Annotated in this window: 15 protein-coding genes; 7 read left to right on the top strand and 8 right to left on the bottom strand. The window is 71.8% G+C overall.

All coding sequences use genetic code 11. The features are described 5' to 3' along the window. Nucleotides 1-15 precede the first annotated feature (15 nt). The 4 genes from ACYVKX_RS13920 to ACYVKX_RS13905 form a co-directional block, all read right to left on the bottom strand. A complete protein-coding gene (locus ACYVKX_RS13920) occupies nucleotides 16-1,047 on the bottom strand; it encodes an ABC transporter ATP-binding protein (protein WP_460833351.1) in 1,032 nt (343 codons plus the stop codon). After that, nucleotides 1,044-1,826 carry an ABC transporter permease gene (locus ACYVKX_RS13915; RefSeq protein WP_460833349.1) on the bottom strand — a complete coding sequence of 261 codons (783 nt, stop codon included), beginning with the start codon at nucleotides 1,824-1,826 and terminating at the stop codon, nucleotides 1,044-1,046. Before ACYVKX_RS13915 ends, ACYVKX_RS13920 begins: the two co-directional genes overlap by 4 nt. Next, complete coding sequence (locus tag ACYVKX_RS13910; RefSeq protein WP_460833347.1) at nucleotides 1,823-2,581, bottom strand: ABC transporter permease; 759 nt, start codon at nucleotides 2,579-2,581, stop codon at nucleotides 1,823-1,825. The genes ACYVKX_RS13915 and ACYVKX_RS13910 overlap by 4 nt, the downstream gene beginning before the upstream one ends. A 116-nt stretch (nucleotides 2,582-2,697) precedes the next feature. Further along, nucleotides 2,698-3,828, bottom strand: coding sequence for an ABC transporter substrate-binding protein (locus tag ACYVKX_RS13905; RefSeq protein ID WP_460833345.1), 1,131 nt, complete (start codon nucleotides 3,826-3,828; stop codon nucleotides 2,698-2,700). Between the two features lie 156 nt (nucleotides 3,829-3,984). On the opposite strand from ACYVKX_RS13905, the gene ACYVKX_RS13900 reads away from it, so the two are divergent. The 4 genes from ACYVKX_RS13900 (at nucleotide 3,985) to ACYVKX_RS13885 (ending at nucleotide 8,325) form a co-directional block, all read left to right on the top strand. Continuing rightward, nucleotides 3,985-5,682 carry a fumarate hydratase gene (locus ACYVKX_RS13900; protein ID WP_460833746.1) on the top strand — a complete coding sequence of 566 codons (1,698 nt, stop codon included), beginning with the start codon at nucleotides 3,985-3,987 and terminating at the stop codon, nucleotides 5,680-5,682. Between the two features lie 271 nt (nucleotides 5,683-5,953). Then, nucleotides 5,954-6,226 (top strand): TFIIB-type zinc ribbon-containing protein, encoded by a 273-nt coding sequence (locus ACYVKX_RS13895; RefSeq protein WP_460833343.1) that lies wholly within the window; start codon nucleotides 5,954-5,956, stop codon nucleotides 6,224-6,226. 27 nt (nucleotides 6,227-6,253) lie between these two features. Then, nucleotides 6,254-6,937 (top strand): spermine/spermidine synthase domain-containing protein, encoded by a 684-nt coding sequence (locus ACYVKX_RS13890; RefSeq protein ID WP_460833341.1) that lies wholly within the window; start codon nucleotides 6,254-6,256, stop codon nucleotides 6,935-6,937. Further along, nucleotides 6,934-8,325: a class II fumarate hydratase gene (locus tag ACYVKX_RS13885; protein ID WP_460833339.1), complete on the top strand. Its 1,392-nt coding sequence runs from the start codon at nucleotides 6,934-6,936 to the stop codon at nucleotides 8,323-8,325. Before ACYVKX_RS13890 ends, ACYVKX_RS13885 begins: the two co-directional genes overlap by 4 nt. Here the strand turns inward: ACYVKX_RS13885 and ACYVKX_RS13880 are convergent. The 3 genes from ACYVKX_RS13880 to ACYVKX_RS13870 form a co-directional block, all read right to left on the bottom strand. Next, nucleotides 8,322-8,990, bottom strand: coding sequence for an aggregation-promoting factor C-terminal-like domain-containing protein (locus ACYVKX_RS13880; protein WP_460833337.1), 669 nt, complete (start codon nucleotides 8,988-8,990; stop codon nucleotides 8,322-8,324). The genes ACYVKX_RS13885 and ACYVKX_RS13880 overlap by 4 nt on opposite strands. Before the next feature lie 236 nt (nucleotides 8,991-9,226). Then, nucleotides 9,227-10,519: a PhoH family protein gene (locus tag ACYVKX_RS13875; RefSeq protein WP_460833743.1), complete on the bottom strand. Its 1,293-nt coding sequence runs from the start codon at nucleotides 10,517-10,519 to the stop codon at nucleotides 9,227-9,229. 347 nt (nucleotides 10,520-10,866) lie between these two features. Further along, entirely contained in the window at nucleotides 10,867-11,640 is a 774-nt protein-coding gene (locus ACYVKX_RS13870; protein ID WP_460833335.1) for an isoprenyl transferase, read from the bottom strand. Nucleotides 11,641-11,734: 94 nt separating this feature from the next. Here ACYVKX_RS13870 and trhA point away from each other — a divergent pair, with 94 nt between their 5' ends. Together trhA and ACYVKX_RS13860 are read left to right on the top strand one after the other, a co-directional pair. Then, nucleotides 11,735-12,454, top strand: coding sequence for a PAQR family membrane homeostasis protein TrhA (gene trhA, locus ACYVKX_RS13865; protein WP_460833333.1), 720 nt, complete (start codon nucleotides 11,735-11,737; stop codon nucleotides 12,452-12,454). A gap of 51 nt (nucleotides 12,455-12,505) precedes the next feature. Further along, entirely contained in the window at nucleotides 12,506-13,393 is an 888-nt protein-coding gene (locus ACYVKX_RS13860; protein ID WP_460833331.1) for an alpha/beta fold hydrolase, read from the top strand. Here the strand turns inward: ACYVKX_RS13860 and ACYVKX_RS13855 are convergent. Continuing rightward, nucleotides 13,383-15,326: a thioredoxin domain-containing protein gene (locus tag ACYVKX_RS13855; RefSeq protein WP_460833329.1), complete on the bottom strand. Its 1,944-nt coding sequence runs from the start codon at nucleotides 15,324-15,326 to the stop codon at nucleotides 13,383-13,385. The two genes, ACYVKX_RS13860 and ACYVKX_RS13855, sit on opposite strands and share 11 nt — an antisense overlap. 108 nt (nucleotides 15,327-15,434) lie before the next feature. Between ACYVKX_RS13855 and ACYVKX_RS13850 the strand changes: the two genes are divergently transcribed. Next, a complete protein-coding gene (locus tag ACYVKX_RS13850) occupies nucleotides 15,435-16,841 on the top strand; it encodes a hypothetical protein (protein WP_460833326.1) in 1,407 nt (468 codons plus the stop codon).

Here is a 16,841-nt window from a genome sequence, read left to right as displayed (position 1 = left end):
GCGGCGCCGGCGCCGTCAGTCGGCGACGACGAGCACCGGCACCGGCTCGACGCTCACGCGCACCCGGTCCCCCACCTGGAGGCGCGCGGCGGCGGGGCTCGGCAGCTGGGCGTCCACGAGCGTCGCGTCGGCCAGGGTGACGGTGACCCGCGAGACCGGGCCGAGGAACGCCACCGCCGTCACCGTCGCCTCGCCTGCCGCGTCGGGGTCCAGCCGCACCGCCTCGGGCCGCACCAGCGCCGTACCGGTGCCGGTCGCCGAGCCGGGGAGCGTCGGCAGGGAGGCGCCGAGCAGCTCGGCGCGGCCGTCGGCGCTCCGTGCGGGGATCCGGTTGCTGATCCCGACGAACTGGCCGACGAACGGGGTGGCCGGCGACACGTAGAGGTCGGCCGGCGCCGCGATCTGCTCGAGCCGGCCGGCGTTCATGACGCCGACCCGGTCGGCGACGGCCAGCGCCTCCTCCTGGTCGTGGGTGACGAAGAGCGTGGTGGTGCCGACGTCGAGCTGCACCCGCCGGATCTCGTCGCGCAGCTGGACCCGCACCTTCGCGTCGAGCGCCGAGAGCGGCTCATCGAGGAGCAGCACGCTCGGCTCGATGGCCAGCGCCCGGGCCAGGGCGACCCGCTGCTGCTGGCCGCCGGACAGCTGGTGCGCGTAGCGGTCCTGGTGGTGGTCGAGGCCGACCAGGTCGAGCATGTCGCCGGCCCGCCGCCGCTGCTCGGCCCGGGAGCGGCCGCGCAGTCTGAGCCCGAAGGCGACGTTGTCGAGGACGGTCAGGTGGGGGAACAGGCTGTAGGCCTGGAAGACCATGCCCATGTCACGCTTGTTCGGCGGCACCCGGGTCAGGTCGCGGCCGCCCACACGGACCGTGCCGGTGTCGGGATGCTCGAGCCCGGCGAGGATGCGCAGCGCCGTGGTCTTGCCGCACCCGGAGGGGCCGAGCAGGACGACCAGCTCCCCGGGCGCGAGCCGGAGGTCCAGGCCGGCCAGGGCGTGGACGTCGCCGTAGGAGCGGTGCAGGCCGGCGAGCTCGACGGCGGCGGTCATCGGGTCCTCCTGAGGGTGTGCCGACGGCGGTCCAGCAGCGACAGCGCGACCAGCAGCGCGAACGCGAACACGATCGAGCCGAGGGCCGCGGCCATCGACATCGGGGCGTTGCTCTTGCCGAGCAGCACGAGCGCCACCGGCAGCGAGTTGAAGTTGAGCAGCGAGGCGACGGTGAACTCGCCGAGCACGAGCGCCACGGAGACGAACGCCGCGCTCAGCACGCCGGACCAGATGTTCGGCACGATCACGCGCACGATCACGGTGCCCCAGCCGGCACCGAGCGAGCGGGCCGCCTCGGCGAGGGTGGCCGAGTCGATCCCCGACAGCGAGGCGTCGATCGCCCGGTAGGAGTAGGGCAGCACCAGCACGACGTACACGAAGGCCAGCGTCAGCGGCGAGTCGCCGATCAGGTAGTCGACCCAGGAGTAGACGTTGTCCAGCCCGACCACGAGCACCAGCGCGGGGATCGTCAGCGGCAGCAGGCACAGGAACTCCAGCAGCCGGGTCGCCCGCGGCACCCGTAGGCGGGTCCAGACCATCGTCGGCACCAGCAGCACGACCATGCCGAGGACCGTCAGCACGGCCAGCAGCAGCGACGTACGGATCGCCTCGCTCATCAGCGGATCGTCGAACAGCGAGGTCCAGGCCGCGGCGGTCCGGCCGCCGGTGGCGAGGTCGGTGGTGCTGAAGTCCAGCAGCGCGAGCAGCGGCACGAGGAAGAACACCGCGAAGGCGAGCAGGAGGACGACCCGGGTGGCCCGCCAGAGCGCGGCGCTCACGGCGCCCACCTCGAGGTCCGGCGCACCAGCCAGGAGTACGCCGCCATCACGATCGCGACGACGACCACCATCTCCAGGGCCAGCGCGAAGGCGAGGTTCGCCCGGCCCAGGACGATCTCGCTGGTGAGCGCCGAGCGGATCAGCAGCGGCGTGATCGGCGCCCCCTGGGTCACGAGAGCGGCCGCGGTGGCGTAGGCCGCGAAGGCGTTCGCGAAGAGCAGCAGCGCGGAGCCGAGGAACGCCGGGCGGAGCAGCGGGAAGCCGACGCGCAGCCAGTACTGGGTGGTGGTGGCGCCGAGGCCGACCGCCGCCTCGCGCCACTGCGGCCGCAGCCCCTCCAGCGCCGGGAGGAAGACGATCACCATGAGCGGGATCTGGAAGTAGGTGTAGACCAGGATCAGGCCCGGCATGCCGTAGAGCCAAGACGACCCGGTGTCGTCGGTGCCGAGGAGGTCGGCCATCAGGTTGGTGACCAGGCCGTTGAAGCCGAGGGTCGCCATCCAGGCGAAGGCCAGTGTGACGCCGCCGAACTGCGCGAGCACGCCGCACACGGCGACCACCGCGCGGCGCAGCAGGCTGCGCGGCGACGCGGTGGCGATCAGGTAGGCGAGCAGGGCGCCGAGGACCGCGCCGATCGCGGCCGAGGCCAGCGAGAGGATCAGGCTCCCCCGCAGGACGCGCAGGGGCGTCTCCTCGCCGAGCGCGCGGACCTGGTCGAGCGTGAAGCCGCCGTCGGCGTCCTGGAAGGCGCCCACGGCGACCGTGACGGTCGGGACGAGCAGGAAGATCGTGACGTAGCCGAGGAACGGCAGCAGGCCGACGGCCGGCCCGACGGAGAGCCGCCGGGCCGGCCGCGCCGGAGCATCGGTGCTCAGCCGACTGCCTTCGCCCAGTTGTCCGCGAGGTAGGCGGCCATCTGCTCGGTCTGGTCGTTGGTCGGGATCACCGGCGTGCCCGAGACCGTGGGCAGCGCGTCCCACAGCTTCTGGTCGATGGTGCCGGCCGCGGCCATCGCGTCGGCGCGCACCGGGCGGGCGCCGCCGGCCAGCCACAGGTTCTGGCCCTCGTCGCTGTAGAGGAACTCCTGCCACAGCCGCGCGGCGGCCGGGTTGGGGGCGTCCTTGTTGATCGCCTGGAAGTAGTAGCCCGCGATCGGCGCCTCCGACGGGACGACGACCTTCCAGCTGTCGAGCTTCTGGGACTCGACGGCGTTCAGGTAGTCCCAGTCGATGACGACCGGAGTCTGGCCGGACTCGATGGTCGCCGGGGTCGGGTCGACCGGCAGGAAGTTGCCGGCGTCCTTCAGCTTCTTGAAGAAGTCCACGCCCGGGGCGATGTCGTCCGCGGAGCCGCCGTTGGCCACCGCCGCCATCACCACGCCGCTGAACGCGGCGCCGGCCTGGGTCGGGTCGCCGTTCAGCGCGACCTTGCCCTTGAACTCGGGGCCGAGCAGGTCGTCGAGGGAGGTGACGTCGGGGACCTTGCTGGAGTCGTAGCCGATCGACATGTAGCCGCCGTAGTCGTTGACCCAGGCGCCGTTCGGATCCTTGAACTCGGCCGGGATCTCGTCGAACCTCTCGACCTGGTACGGCGCGAACATGTCGGTGTTCGCGAGCGCGACCGACTGGCCGAGGTCGAAGACGTCCGGGGCCCGGTCGGAGCCGGCGAGCTGGTTCGCCGCGTTGATCTCGTCCTGACTGGCGGCGTTCGGCTGGGCGGAGTTGACCGTGATGCCGTACTTGTCCTGGAACGCCGCGATGATGTTTCCGTAGTTGGCCCAGTCGGGCGGGAGCGCGATGACGTTCAGCTCGCCCTCCTCCTGGGCGGCCTTGACCAGTCCATCCATGCCGCCGAAGTCCTCCGCCGACGTCGCGGTCGCGGCGTCCGCGCCGCTGCTGGTCTTCGAGCCACTGCCGCTGTCGTCCTCGGGCGCCGCGCACGAGCTGAGCGCCGCGGCCGCCGCGATGGCGACCAGCGTGACGAGATACTGCCGAGCCTTCACAAGTCCTCCTGGGTCGTCGCGCACTGACGGTGCGCCTCGCGAACCTTCGCTGGCCATGTTGAAACGCACGTTACCCCCGGATGGCCCTGGCCGGCCGCAGGCGTGAACGCCCGGCTACGCTGGACGCTCGTGGCGACCGATCCCTCCCCTCCCTCCCTGCAGCCGGCGGCGTTCCTGTACAGCGACCTCCTCCCGACCGGAGCGGACGACACGCCGTACCGGCTGGTCACGACCGAGGGCGTCTCGACCTTCGAGGCCGACGGCGAGACCTTCCTGCGGGTGTCGCCGGAGGCGATCCGGCGGCTGACCGCCGAGGCGATGCACGACATCAGCCACTACCTGCGGCCGGCACACCTGGCGCAATTGCGCCGGATCATCGACGACCCCGAGGCGTCGGGGAACGACCGGTTCGTCGCGCTCGACCTGCTCAAGAACGTCAACATCTCCGCCGGCGGCGTGCTGCCGATGTGCCAGGACACCGGCACCGCGATCGTGATGGGCAAGAGGTCCGAGGGCGTGCTGACCGGGGCCGACGACGGCGAGGCGATCTCGCGCGGCGTGTACGACGCCTACACCAGGCTCAACCTGCGCTACTCCCAGTTGGCGCCGCTGACGACGTACGAGGAGAGGAACACCGGCACCAACCTGCCGGCGCAGATCGAGATCTACTCCACCCCCTCCCACGGCGCCCCCGAGTACAAGTTCCTGTTCATGGCCAAGGGCGGCGGGTCGGCCAACAAGTCGTTCCTCTTCCAGGAGACCAAGGCGGTCCTGAACCCGCAGCGGCTATTGCAGTTCCTCGACGAGAAGATCCGCTCGCTCGGCACGGCCGCCTGCCCGCCGTACCACCTGGCGGTGGTGATCGGCGGCACGTCGGCGGAGTTCGCGCTGAAGACCGCGAAGTACGCCTCGGCGCACTACCTCGACAACCTGCCGACGTCGGGGTCGATGTCGGCGCACGGCTTCCGCGACGTGGAGCTGGAGCAGCGGGTCTTCGAGCTGACCCAGTCCTTCGGCATCGGCGCGCAGTTCGGCGGCAAATACTTCTGCCACGACGTGCGGGTGGTGCGGCTGCCGCGGCACGGCGCCTCGTGCCCGGTCGCGATCGCGGTGTCGTGCTCGGCGGACCGGCAGGCGCTCGGCAAGATCACGCCCGAGGGCGTCTTCCTCGAGCAGCTCGAGACGGATCCGGCGCAGTACATGCCCTCCGCCGGGGTGGCGGACGACATCACCGGCGGCGAGGTGGTCTCGATCGACCTGAACCAGCCGATGCCGGCGATCCTGACCGAGCTGTCGAAGCACCCGGTCAAGACCCGGCTGTCGCTGACCGGGCCGCTGGTCGTCGCGCGCGACATCGCGCACGCCAAGATCCAGGAGCGGCTCGACGCGGGCGAGCCGATGCCGGCGTACCTGCGCGACCACCCGGTCTACTACGCCGGCCCGGCCAAGACACCGGCCGGGATGGCGTCGGGGTCCTTCGGGCCGACCACCGCCGGGCGGATGGACTCCTACGTGAAGTCCTTCCAGGCGGCCGGCGGCTCGATGGTGATGCTCGCCAAGGGCAACCGCTCCCCGCAGGTCACCGAGGCGTGCGAGGAGTACGGCGGCTTCTACCTCGGCTCGATCGGCGGCCCGGCCGCGCGGCTCGCGCAGGACTGCATCAGGAGCCAGGAGGTCATCGAGTACCCCGAGCTCGGCATGGAGGCGGTCTGGCGGATCGAGGTCGAGGACTTCTCCGCCTTCATCGTCGTCGACGACAAGGGCAACGACTTCTTCACCGACCCCTCCGGCGCCGTCACCGTCCCGCTGGGCTCGCTCGGCGCCGCCGGCATCCGGGTGCGCTCGGCGGAGTAGCGGGGTGCGCCGGGCGGGTCGTACGAGGCGGCTGGCCCGACGACCGGCGCCGGAACGGCAGGCGGAGGGCACCGCCATGACAGCGCAATTGCGCCGGAATGGCAGCCGGGCCAGGCCGAGCATTGCCACAACAGCGCAATTGCGCCGAAATGACGGTCGAGACAACCCGGTCACTGCCCCCACGACCAACCCGCATGACGTCCCGGCGGCACCGGAACCCGGCGGGTCGCTCATCCGTTTGACCAGGTGAACCGACCGAGAGGACTCGACCATGCAGTGCCCCACTGACGGAACAGCGCTCGTGATGAGCGAGCGCAACGGGATCGAGATCGACTACTGCCCGACCTGCCGCGGGGTCTGGCTCGACCGCGGCGAGCTGGACAAGATCATCGAGCGCTCGCTGGGCCAGCCCGCACCGCAGGCACCGGCGCCCGCCCCGCCGGCCTACGGCTACCAGAAGAGCGGCCACCACGGGGGCTACCAGCAGGGTGGCCACTACCAGAAGCGGCGCAAGGAGAGCTGGCTCGGCCAGATCTTCGACTGACCGTCTCGGGCCGGGCAACACGGATCCGTGGAGTACGTCGAGATCGCGCGTGCCGAGACCGAGCGCGGCGAGCTGGTGCTGCGTGAGCGCCGCGACGAGGGCGCGCCGTCGGCGCTGGAGTTGCGCGCGAACGGCCTCTTCGTGATGGACACACTAGAGGTCGGCAGCGAGCGCGCGCTGGCCTCCGCGGCTCTCGAGCTCGTCGACCACCCGTACGCCGTCGTGGTCGGCGGGCTCGGGCTCGGCTTCACCATGCACGAGGTGCTCGCCGACAGCCGCGTGGAGAGGTGCGCCGTCGTCGAGGTCGAGCAGCCGCTGGTCGACTGGATGCGCGACGGCACCATCCCGCATGGTCCGGCGCTGCTCGCCGACGAGCGGGTGGCGGTCGTCGTCGCGGACATCGCGGTCGCGCTGGCCGAGGCTGCGCCGGCGACGTACGACCTGGTCCTGCTCGACGTCGACAACGGACCCGGCCACCTGGTGCACGGCACCAACGAGGCCCTGTACCGCGCCCCGGCGCTGGAGTCCGCGCGGCAGGCGCTGCGCCCCGGCGGCGCACTCGCCATCTGGTCGGCGGCGGAGGCGCCGGAATTGGAGGAGCGGATGCGCGCGGTGTTCGGGAGCGCCGAGGCGAAGCCCTACGACGTGCTGCTCCAGGATCGCGACGAGCGGTACTGGCTCTACGTCGCGCGGGTAACGTCCGAGCCATGAGCTCCGGAGACGACTTCCGCGTCGAGCACGACAGCATGGGCGAGGTCCGCGTGCCCGCCGCCGCGCTGTGGCGGGCGCAGACCCAGCGGGCGGTCGAGAACTTCCCGATCAGCGGTACGCCGCTCGAGCCGGCCCTCATCCACGCGATCGGCCGGGTGAAGGCCGCGGCCGCGCGGGTCAACGGCGAGCTCGGCATCCTCGAGCCGGAGCAGGCCGCCGCGATCGAGTCCGCGGCGACCTCGGTGGCTGAGGGCGAGCACGACGACGCCTTCCCGATCGACGTCTTCCAGACCGGGTCGGGCACCAGCTCGAACATGAACGCCAACGAGGTCATCGCGACTCTCGCCCAGCGCGCCGGCACCGAGGTGCACCCCAACGACCACGTCAACGCCAGCCAGTCCAGCAACGACACCTTCCCGACCGCGATCCACGTCGCCGCGGCCCTCGCGGTCGTCGACGACCTGCTGCCGGCGCTCGATGTGCTGGCGACCTCGTTGGAGGCCAAGGCCGACGAGTTCGCCGGCCTGGTGAAGTCCGGGCGCACGCATCTGATGGACGCGACGCCGGTGATGCTCGGCCAGGAACTGGGCGGCTACGCCGCCACGGTGCGGTACGCCGCCGAGCGGCTCGAGTCCGTCCTGCCCCGCGTCCGCGAGCTGCCGCTGGGCGGCACCGCCGTCGGTACCGGGATCAACACGCCGCCGCGCTTCGCCGAGCGCGTCATCGGCGTACTCGCGGAGACGACCGGGCAGCCGTTCGCCGAGGCGCGCAACCACTTCGAGGCCCAGGGCACCCGCGACTCGCTGGTCGAGCTGAGCGGTGTGCTGCGCACCTACGCGGTCGGCCTGACCAAGGTCTGCAACGACCTGCGCTGGATGTCGTCCGGGCCGACGACCGGCCTCGCCGAGATCCACCTGCCCGACCTCCAGCCGGGGTCGAGCATCATGCCCGGCAAGGTCAACCCGGTGCTGCCGGAGGCCACGCTGATGGTCTGCTTCCAGGTGGTCGGCAACGACGCCGCCGTGGCCGCGGCCGGCGCGAGCGGCAGCTTCGAGCTCAACGTCGCGATGCCGGTGATGGCGCGCAACGTGCTCGAGTCGGTGCGGCTGCTGGCGGCATCCTCGCGGCTGCTGGCCGAGCGCTGCGTCGACGGGATCACCGCGAACGCCGAGCGGATGCGGCAGTACGCCGAGTCCTCGCCGTCCGTCGTGACGCCGCTCAACAAGCACCTCGGCTACGAGGCCGCGGCCAAGGTCGCCAAGCGGGCGCTCGCCGAGGGCGCGACGATCCGGGAGACCGTGATCGCGATGGGCTACGTCGAGCGCGGCGAGCTCACCGAGGCCCAGCTCGACGAGGCGCTCGACGTGGAGTCGATGACCCGCCCCTAATACCAGCCGACCGACTCGGACTGGGCCCAGGCGCCGCACGGGCTGCCGTAGCGATCGCGGATGTAGCCGAGGCCCCACTCGATCTGGGTGGCCGGGTTGGTCGCCCAGTCGGCGCCGGCACTGGCCATCTTGGAGCCGGGCAGCGACTGCGGGATGCCGTAGGCGCCGGACGAGGGGTTCTCCGCGGCCGGGTTCCAGCCGCTCTCGCGCGTCCAGAGCGAGTCGAGGCAGCCGAACTGGTCGGAGGAGAAGCCGAACCGCGGCATCAGCGCCCGGGCGATGTCGCGCGGGTCGCCCGCGGAGAGCTCGACGCTGCGAGCCATCGCCGGGCCGCTCGCGACCGACAGCGCGGCGGCCTTCACCGGATCGGCGACCCGCCGGTCCGAGGAGCGGGAGAGCACCGGCGCCCGCTCGGCGTCGGCGACCGAGCCGCCCTGGAGAGGCGCGCCCTGGAAGGGCGACCCGACCGTCGTACCGAGGTCGTCGGCGGCGGTGGAGACGCCCACCGTGCTCTTGAGGACGCCGCCGGACACGGCCACCCCGGTGACGGCGACCGCCACGGAGGACATCACGACCGTGCTCTTGAGGATCTTCCGCGGCGCCTCGGCGAGCGTCGGCTCGGGGACGTGCCGGTGCTTCGGGACGTACTTGGTGCGCTTCGACAAGGGCTCGTTCGCTCGGGGGTAGACGACTCGGGCAGTCCGCTCCTCCAACCGCCCGAGTGGCCTGGAGGTCACGAAAAGATCACGCGCCACCCTGCCCGACCAGGCAGGTGGTTGCAAACCGAACGGCGGGATCCGACCTCTCGATTCGCGCAAGCTGGCGCCACGACTGTCACAGGTGCCACAGGAGGTGACAGGTTTCCCCGGTCAGCCGGGGAAACCTGCAGCCTCCTCCTGGCTCAGAGCGCGACGTTCTCCAGCATCTCGGTGACCAGCGCGGCGATGGGGGACCGCTCGGACCGGGTCAGCGTGACGTGGGCGAACAGCGGGTGCCCCTTGAGCTTCTCGACGACCGCGACCACGCCGTCGTGGCGGCCCACCCGGAGGTTGTCGCGCTGGGCGACGTCGTGGGTGAGCACCACCTTGGAGTTCGCGCCGATGCGCGAGAGCACCGTGAGCAGCACGTTGCGCTCCAGCGACTGCGCCTCGTCCACGATGACGAACGCGTCGTGCAGCGAGCGGCCGCGGATGTGGGTCAGCGGGAGCACCTCGAGCATGCCGCGGTCGAGGACCTCGTCGATCACGTCGCGCGAGGTGATCGCGCCGAGGGTGTCGAAGACCGCCTGCGCCCAAGGTGACATCTTCTCCGACTCCGAGCCGGGCAGGTAGCCGAGCTCCTGGCCGCCGACCGCGAACAGCGGGCGGAACACCACGACCTTCTGGTGCTGGCGGCGCTCCATCACCGCCTCCAGGCCGGCGCACAGCGCGAGCGCGGACTTGCCGGTGCCGGCGCGGCCGCCGAGAGAGACGATGCCGACCTCGGGGTCGAGCAGCATCTCCAGCGCGACGCGCTGCTCGGCGGAGCGGCCGTGGATGCCGAACGCCTCGCGGTCGCCGCGCACCAGGTGCACCTGCTTGTCCGGGCCGACCCGGCCCAGCGCCGTACCCCGGTCGGAGAGCAGCACCAGGCCCTGGTGGCAGGGCAGGTCGCGGGCCACCGCGAGGTCGAGGGTGCCGACGTCGTACAGCTCGTCGAGGTCGCCGGCGGGCACCTCGAGCTCGGCCATGCCGGAGTAGCCGGTGTCGGAGTCGCTGATCGTCTCGGCGCGGTACTCCTCGGCGTCGAGGCCGACCGCCGAGGCCTTGATCCGCAGCGGCAGGTCCTTGGAGACCAGCGTGACGTCGGCGCCCTCGTTGGCGAGGTTGCAGGCGACGGCGAGGATGCGGGTGTCGTTGTCGCCGAGCCGGAAGCCGGACGGCAGCGCCTCGGGGTCGGTGTGGTTGAGCTCGACGCGGATCGTGCCGCCGTGGTCGCCGACCGGGATCGGCTCGTCGAGGCGGCCGTGCGTCACCCGCATCTCGTCGAGCGTGCGGAGCGCCGTTCTGGCGAAGAAGCCCAGCTCGGGGTGGTGCCGCTTGCCCTCCAGTTCGGTGATCACCACGACCGGCAGCACCACCTCGTGCTCCTCGAAGCGGCCCAGGGCGCCGGGGTCGGCGAGCAGGACGCTGGTGTCGAGGACGTAGGTGCGCACGGACGGCGCGGATCTCGCGCGGGTCCGGGCCTTCGCGGCGGTGGACGCGGAGCGCTGGGTCTTCGGAGCCTGGTTCGGCACGGTGACACCCCTTCGCAGGCCGGCGCGAGCACTCTGCGCCCCGGCCGTGGGTCAAGCAGACGGACCGGAACGAGCCCGAGCGCCGGAGTGCCGGCTCCCGGTCACGCGGCAGCCGGGCTGCCGTGCTGTGCAGTCGCGATCTCTCACGAACGGGCCTCCCGATACGGCGAGCTTCCCCACTCGCCGTTACCCGCGAAAGTACGCCGGTGGTCCGGCGGTTCCGGGACGACACGCCAGAACGCGGGGTGAACCCTGCGTGACGGCGATCAGGCCCCGAAGCGGCGCTCGCGATGGGCGTAGGCGCGGATCGCCCGGAGGAAGTCGACGCGGCGGAACTCCGGCCAGTAGGCCTCGCAGAAGTAGAACTCCGACTTCGCGCTCTGCCAGAGCAGGAACCCGCCCAGCCGCTGCTCCCCCGACGTGCGGATCACCAGGTCGGGGTCGGGCTGGCCCCTGGTGTAGAGGTGCTCGGCGATGTGCTCGACGTCGATGGTGGTGGCGAGCTCGTGGATCGAGATGCCCTGCGCCGACGCCTCCTGCAACAGCGACCGGACGGCGTCCGCGATCTCCCGGCGGCCGCCGTACCCGACCGCGACGTTGACGAGCATCCCGTCGACGTCCCGGGTGGCCTCCGCGGCGGCCTTGAGCCTCTCCGCCAGGGCCGCCGGCAGCAGGTCGAGCGCGCCCACCGGGTGGATCCGCCACCGCTGCTGGTCGGCCAGCGAGGCGACGGCCTCGCCGATGATGTCGAGCAACGGCGCGAGCTGTGCCTCGGGGCGGTTCAGGTTGTCGGTCGAGAGCAGCCACAGCGTGACCACCTCGATGCCGACCTCGTCGCACCAGCCCAGCAGCGGCTCGATGTTGGCGGCGCCGACCCGGTGACCGTGCGCGGTGTCGCGGCCGACGGCCTTGGCCCACCGACGGTTGCCGTCGAGCATCACGCCGACGTGCTTGGGGATGGCCTCGGGCATCCGGCGCAGCATCCGAGCCTCGTACGCCGGGTAGAGCACCCTCCGGAGCCCCCGCTTCCAGTCCGCCACCCTGCCAGGCTACCGGCGGGACGTGGCTCACGCGTTGATCCGCCGTTCACCGGGCGTGGAGTTTCCGTCACCGGGCGCCGGGTAGGTTCGCGGCATGAACCAGGCGATGCGGGCGGGGCTGGACCAGCTCCACGACGCCGTCGCGGACCTCAAGGCCGAGATCAAGCCCCGGCTCCGCGGCTGGCTGCACCTCGCGACCGCCCCGCTCACGCTCGCCGCCGGCATCGTGCTCATCGCGCTCTCGCCGACGAACGCGACCCGGATCGGGTCGGCGCTGTTCACCGGCTCCGCACTGATCCTCTTCACCGTCTCGGCGATCTACCACACCGGCACCTGGTCGCCGCGGGTCTGGGCGTTCCTGCGCCGGTTCGACCACTCGAACATCTTCCTGCTCATCGCGGGCTCCTACACGCCGTTCAGCCTGCTGCTCCTCGAGGGCACCGAGCGGATCGTGCTGCTCGCGACCGTCTGGAGCGGCGCGATCCTCGGCGTCGGGTTCCGGATCTGCTGGACCGACGCGCCGCGCTGGCTCTACGTCCCGATCTACGTCGCGCTCGGCTGGGCCGCGATCTTCTTCGTCCCCAGCTTCCTCGACGGCGCGACCCGGCTCGGCCTGGGCGTCGGCATCGCGACGTTCGTGATGATCTGCGTCGGCGGCGCGCTCTACACCTTCGGCGGGGTGGTGTACGGCTTCAAGCGGCCGAACCCGTGGCCGCGCTGGTTCGGCTTCCACGAGGTGTTCCACACGTTCACGATCCTCGCGTTCGTCTCGCACTACGTCGGCGTCTCGATGGCGACCTACGCCCTGCGCTGAGCGGGACCTTCGGCCGTCGTCCCCGGTCCTTGACCGTGGTACGCCGGAGGCATGCGCACCCCTGAGCAGCAGGCCCTGAACGCGGTCCAGCGACCGGAGGCGTACCGGGAGGTGCTCCTCGAGTCGGCGGGCTTCCCCGTCGCCCTGTCCGTTTGGGAGGGCGAGCCGTCGGCGCCGGCCGTGGTGTTCCTCCCCGGCACGATGACCCACCCGCTCTTCTACGAGGAGTTCCTCGACGCCCTCAACCGTGCCGGGCTCAGCGTGGTCGGCCTGCACCCGGCCGCGCACGGCAAGAGCCCGCGGGTGCGCCGTCGCCCGACGTTCGCCGACCTGGTCGCGAACGCCGCCGACGCGCTCGACTGGACCGCGCAGACCCTGCCCCGGCCGCGGACCCTGCTCCTGGGCTCCAGCCAGGGCGGCGTCCTCGCCCTTGCCGTCGCCGCGCGGTCCGACGCCGCCGACCAGGTGTACGCGCACAACGCCCTCGATCCCAGCCTCGCCGGGTCGCTCGACGTGACCCGGGCGCCCCGGGCCCTGCGGCGGGCCTACCCGGCCGCGCGGCGCGCACTGGTCACGGCCGGTCGACTCGCCCCCGCCGTACCGGTGCCGATCGCGGCGTACCTCGACCTCGATCGGATCACCGACGACCCCGTCGTCCTGGAGCGCTTCTTCGCCGACCCGCTGGGGCGGCGCAGCTATCCGCTGAGCCTGCTCGCCGGGATGCTCGCCACGCCCGTCGCGCCCTCCCGCTGCCCGGTGACGGTCATCGCGGGCACCGGCGACCCGCTGTTCCCCCTGGCCTACATGCGCGAGGTGTACGCCCGGCTCCGGGCGCCGGCCAAGGAGTTGCTGCTGGTCGAGTCGCGCAGGCACCTGCTGTTCAACGAGGACCTCGAGGCCGTGCTGCCGGTGCTGCTGCCGCGCCTGCTCAGCCCGTGAGCGCGGCGCCGAGATCCGCCACCGTGGTCACCGGCCGTCGGCACACCAGCCCGCGGCAGACGTACGCCGCCGGCCGGCCGTCGAGCGGGCCGCGACCGGCCAGCAGCGGGATGTCGTCGGACGGCCCGGCGGCGACCACCACGACCGCGCCCGGGTGTCGCCGCGCCTCCTGCTCGAGCGCGTCCCGCTCCGGGGACGCCGGGCCGACGACCGCGACCTCGGCCGGTCCGGACGTCATCGCCTGCGCCGCAGCGAGCGACCAGCCGGCGAAGCGCGGAGCCCGCTCGGCGAGCACGGCGACCGCCGCGAGCGCCGCCTCGGCCGCGTCGCGGTGCCGGCCGGACCCGGTGACCGCGGCGTAGGTCAGCAGCGCGTCGACCAGCGAGGACAGGCCGGACGGCGAGGCGTTGTCGGAGGGATCGCGCGGCCGGGCGACCAGCTCCTCGGCGTCGTCGGCGGTGTCGAAGAAGCCACCGTCCTCGGCGGCGAAGTGGTCGAGCGCCGCGTCGAGCAGGACGCACGCCCGCTCGAGCCAGACCGCGTCACCGGTCACCTGGAGCAGATCGAGGAAGCCGGCCGCCACGCAGCCATGGTCCTCGAGCACGCCCGCAGGCGTGCCGACGACGCCGTCGCGGGACACGCGGCGGAGCCGCCCGTCGACGATGTGCACGCGCCACAGCAGCTCGCCCGCGTCGAGCGCCGCGTCGGCGTACCCCGCCCGGCACAGGCCACTGATCGCGAGACCGTTCCAGGCGGCCACGACCTTGTCGTCGCGCGCCGGCCGCTCGCGTCCCTCCCGGGCGTCGAGCAGCCGCTGGCGCACGGACTCCCAGCGCACCGGGTCGTCCGGGTCGGCGAGGAGTTGGAGCGTCGAGGCGCCGCGCTCGAAGGTGCCGGTGGCGGTGACCGAGAGCAGCCGCGCCGCCCAGGCGCCGTCGTCGGGGCCGAGCACCTCGACCAGCTGGGCGGGCGTCCAGACGTAGAAGGTGCCCTCCTCGCCCTCGGAGTCGGCGTCGAGCGCCGAGGCGAAGCCGCCTTCCGGCGTACCCAGTTCCGCGAGCAGGAACGCCGCGATCCCGTCGGCGACGCGCCGCCCGAGGGGAGTCCCCCACTCGGCGTACACGCGCAGCAGCAGGGCGTTGTCGTAGAGCATCTTCTCGAAGTGCGGCACCACCCAGGCGCGGTCGACGGAGTAGCGCGCGAAGCCGCCGCCGAGCTGGTCGTGGATGCCGCCACGAGCCATCGCCTCCAGCGTCGCGCCGAGCATCTCGCGCTCGCCGTACCGCCACAGGAACTCCAGCACCATCGACGGCGGGAACTTCGGCGCTCCCCCGAACCCGCCCCACTCCTCGTCGTACTCCGCCGCCAGCGTCGCGACCGCGACGTCCGCGTCGAGCGTCCCGGCACCGAGGGAGCCGAACCCGGTGGTCGAGCTTGTCGAGACCAGGTGCTCGCGCAGCGTCGCGCCCACGCGCGCCACCTCGTCCCGACGGTTGACCCACGCGTCGCTCAGCGCCTCCAGCACCTGCCGGAACGACGGCTGCCCGTGCCGCGGCCGGTCCGGGAAGTACGTGCCGGCGAAGAACGGGCTGCCGTCGTGGTCGAGCACGCACGTCATCGGCCAGCCGCCGTGCCCGGTCATCGACGTGGTCGCCTGCATGTACACAGCGTCGACGTCCGGCCGCTCCTCGCGGTCGACCTTGACGCTGACGAAGTGCTCGTTGAGGTACGCCGCCGTCGCCTCGTCCTCGAACGACTCGTGCGCCATCACATGGCACCAGTGGCAGGCGGCGTACCCGACGGACAGCAAAACTGGTGCATCACGGCGCCTTGCGTCCTCGAAGGCTTCGGGTCCCCACTCCCACCAATCCACCGGATTCTCGGCGTGTTGGAGCAAATATGGACTCGTTGCCGAGGCGAGACGGTTGGCCATTCCTGTGACTCCTGACGAGTGGCACGTGCATCACTTTCCCCTTGAGTGATGCACGAGAGTGATGCACGAAACCAGCGTACGATGGTGCCTCCAGCCTAGGAGGTCTCGGTGGCCGCTCGTTCTCAGCCGAAGCTGCTCGCCCAGGGCAAGCCGCGCACTGTCGGCGGCGGCACCCGGCCGTGGCGGGTGCGTCTCTACGCACCGGCACCGGGCAGCAACAAGTACCAGGTGTACTTCAAGGCGCCGGCCGGCGAGGGCGAGCCGTGGAAGCGGGTGCTGCGTCGCGCACCCTCCGAGGAGGAGGCCCGCAAGATCTTCGCTCAGGCCGAGGCCGCGCTGGACACCGACAAGGAGACACCCTCCGGCGCCGACGTTCGCGCCTCCCGCACGATCCGGATGCTCGGCGAGGAGTACCTGCGCGACAGTCGTGAGCGAGGCAAGCAGCCACGCACGATGGAAGGGCGCGAGTCACGACTCAACGCCCACATTCTCCCGACCATCGGCGACGTGCCGGTGACGAAGTGGCGCGTCGAGCACAGCCGAAAGGTGATGGAGAAGGGGTCGAAGACACTCTTCTCCACCCGCGGTCGCGAGGACCTCCGCGGCCAGCTGTCCGCGATGCGCAAGCTTGCCTGGCGTCTGGGCTGGCTCGACCGCAGCATCGACCCGCTCGATGGGCTGGAGATCGGACGAGCGAACATCCTCCACGGGGCGACCGCGCAGTACGTCGACCCGCGCCTGCGTCCCGAGACCCGTCAAGTGAAGGCGATGGCGGCTGCCGCCGACAAGCTGTGCGGACCCGACGGAACCGATCTGCTGATGACGCGGTTGCCGCTGTTCGGCACGAAGATCCGTGTGGCAGGCTTCGGCGGCCTGCGCCTCGGGGAGCAGAACGCGCTACGTGCGATCGACGTGTTCTTCGACCACGGCTACGTCCACGTCAACGGTTCGTGGATCACCCCGCGCAGCCAAGCAGGGTTCCGTGGCCCGGTGAAGAACCACACCCTCCACGAGGTACCACTGCCCAAGTCGCTGATGCACGACGAGCTCCTCCCCCGGGTCAAGGAGCTCTTGGGCCTACCTGCCAAGGCGTCACTCCAGCAGGTCGTGAACGCGCAGGAGGCCGAGCGCCAACGCCGGGCTGCGCTGGCGGCTCGCGAGAAGGACAAGAACCTCGCCTGGTGGAACTACCCCATCCCGCCCGCCGACGAGTGGTGGCTCTTCATCGACACCGCCACCGGCCTACCCGTGAAGCCCGAGATGCACAACGAGCGCTGGCACCGTGTGCGCGCGTGGGCCGAGGTGAACGACCCCGACAACGCCTGGCCGCGCACGATCGTCTACCGCAACCTCCGTCACCACGCCGCAACGAGGTGGTTCCACGAAGAGCTTGGCGAGCCGTGGGAGGTCGTCGCCCAATACCTCGGCGACAAGCTCACCACCGTCCTCAACCACTACGTCCGCGCCGGCGAGGACGCCCTCCGCGATTCGGTCAGCAAGCTCGCGGATCGCTGA

It is taken from the genome of Nocardioides hungaricus (assembly GCF_054782915.1).
This window is presented reverse-complemented; position numbering and strand designations above follow the sequence as displayed.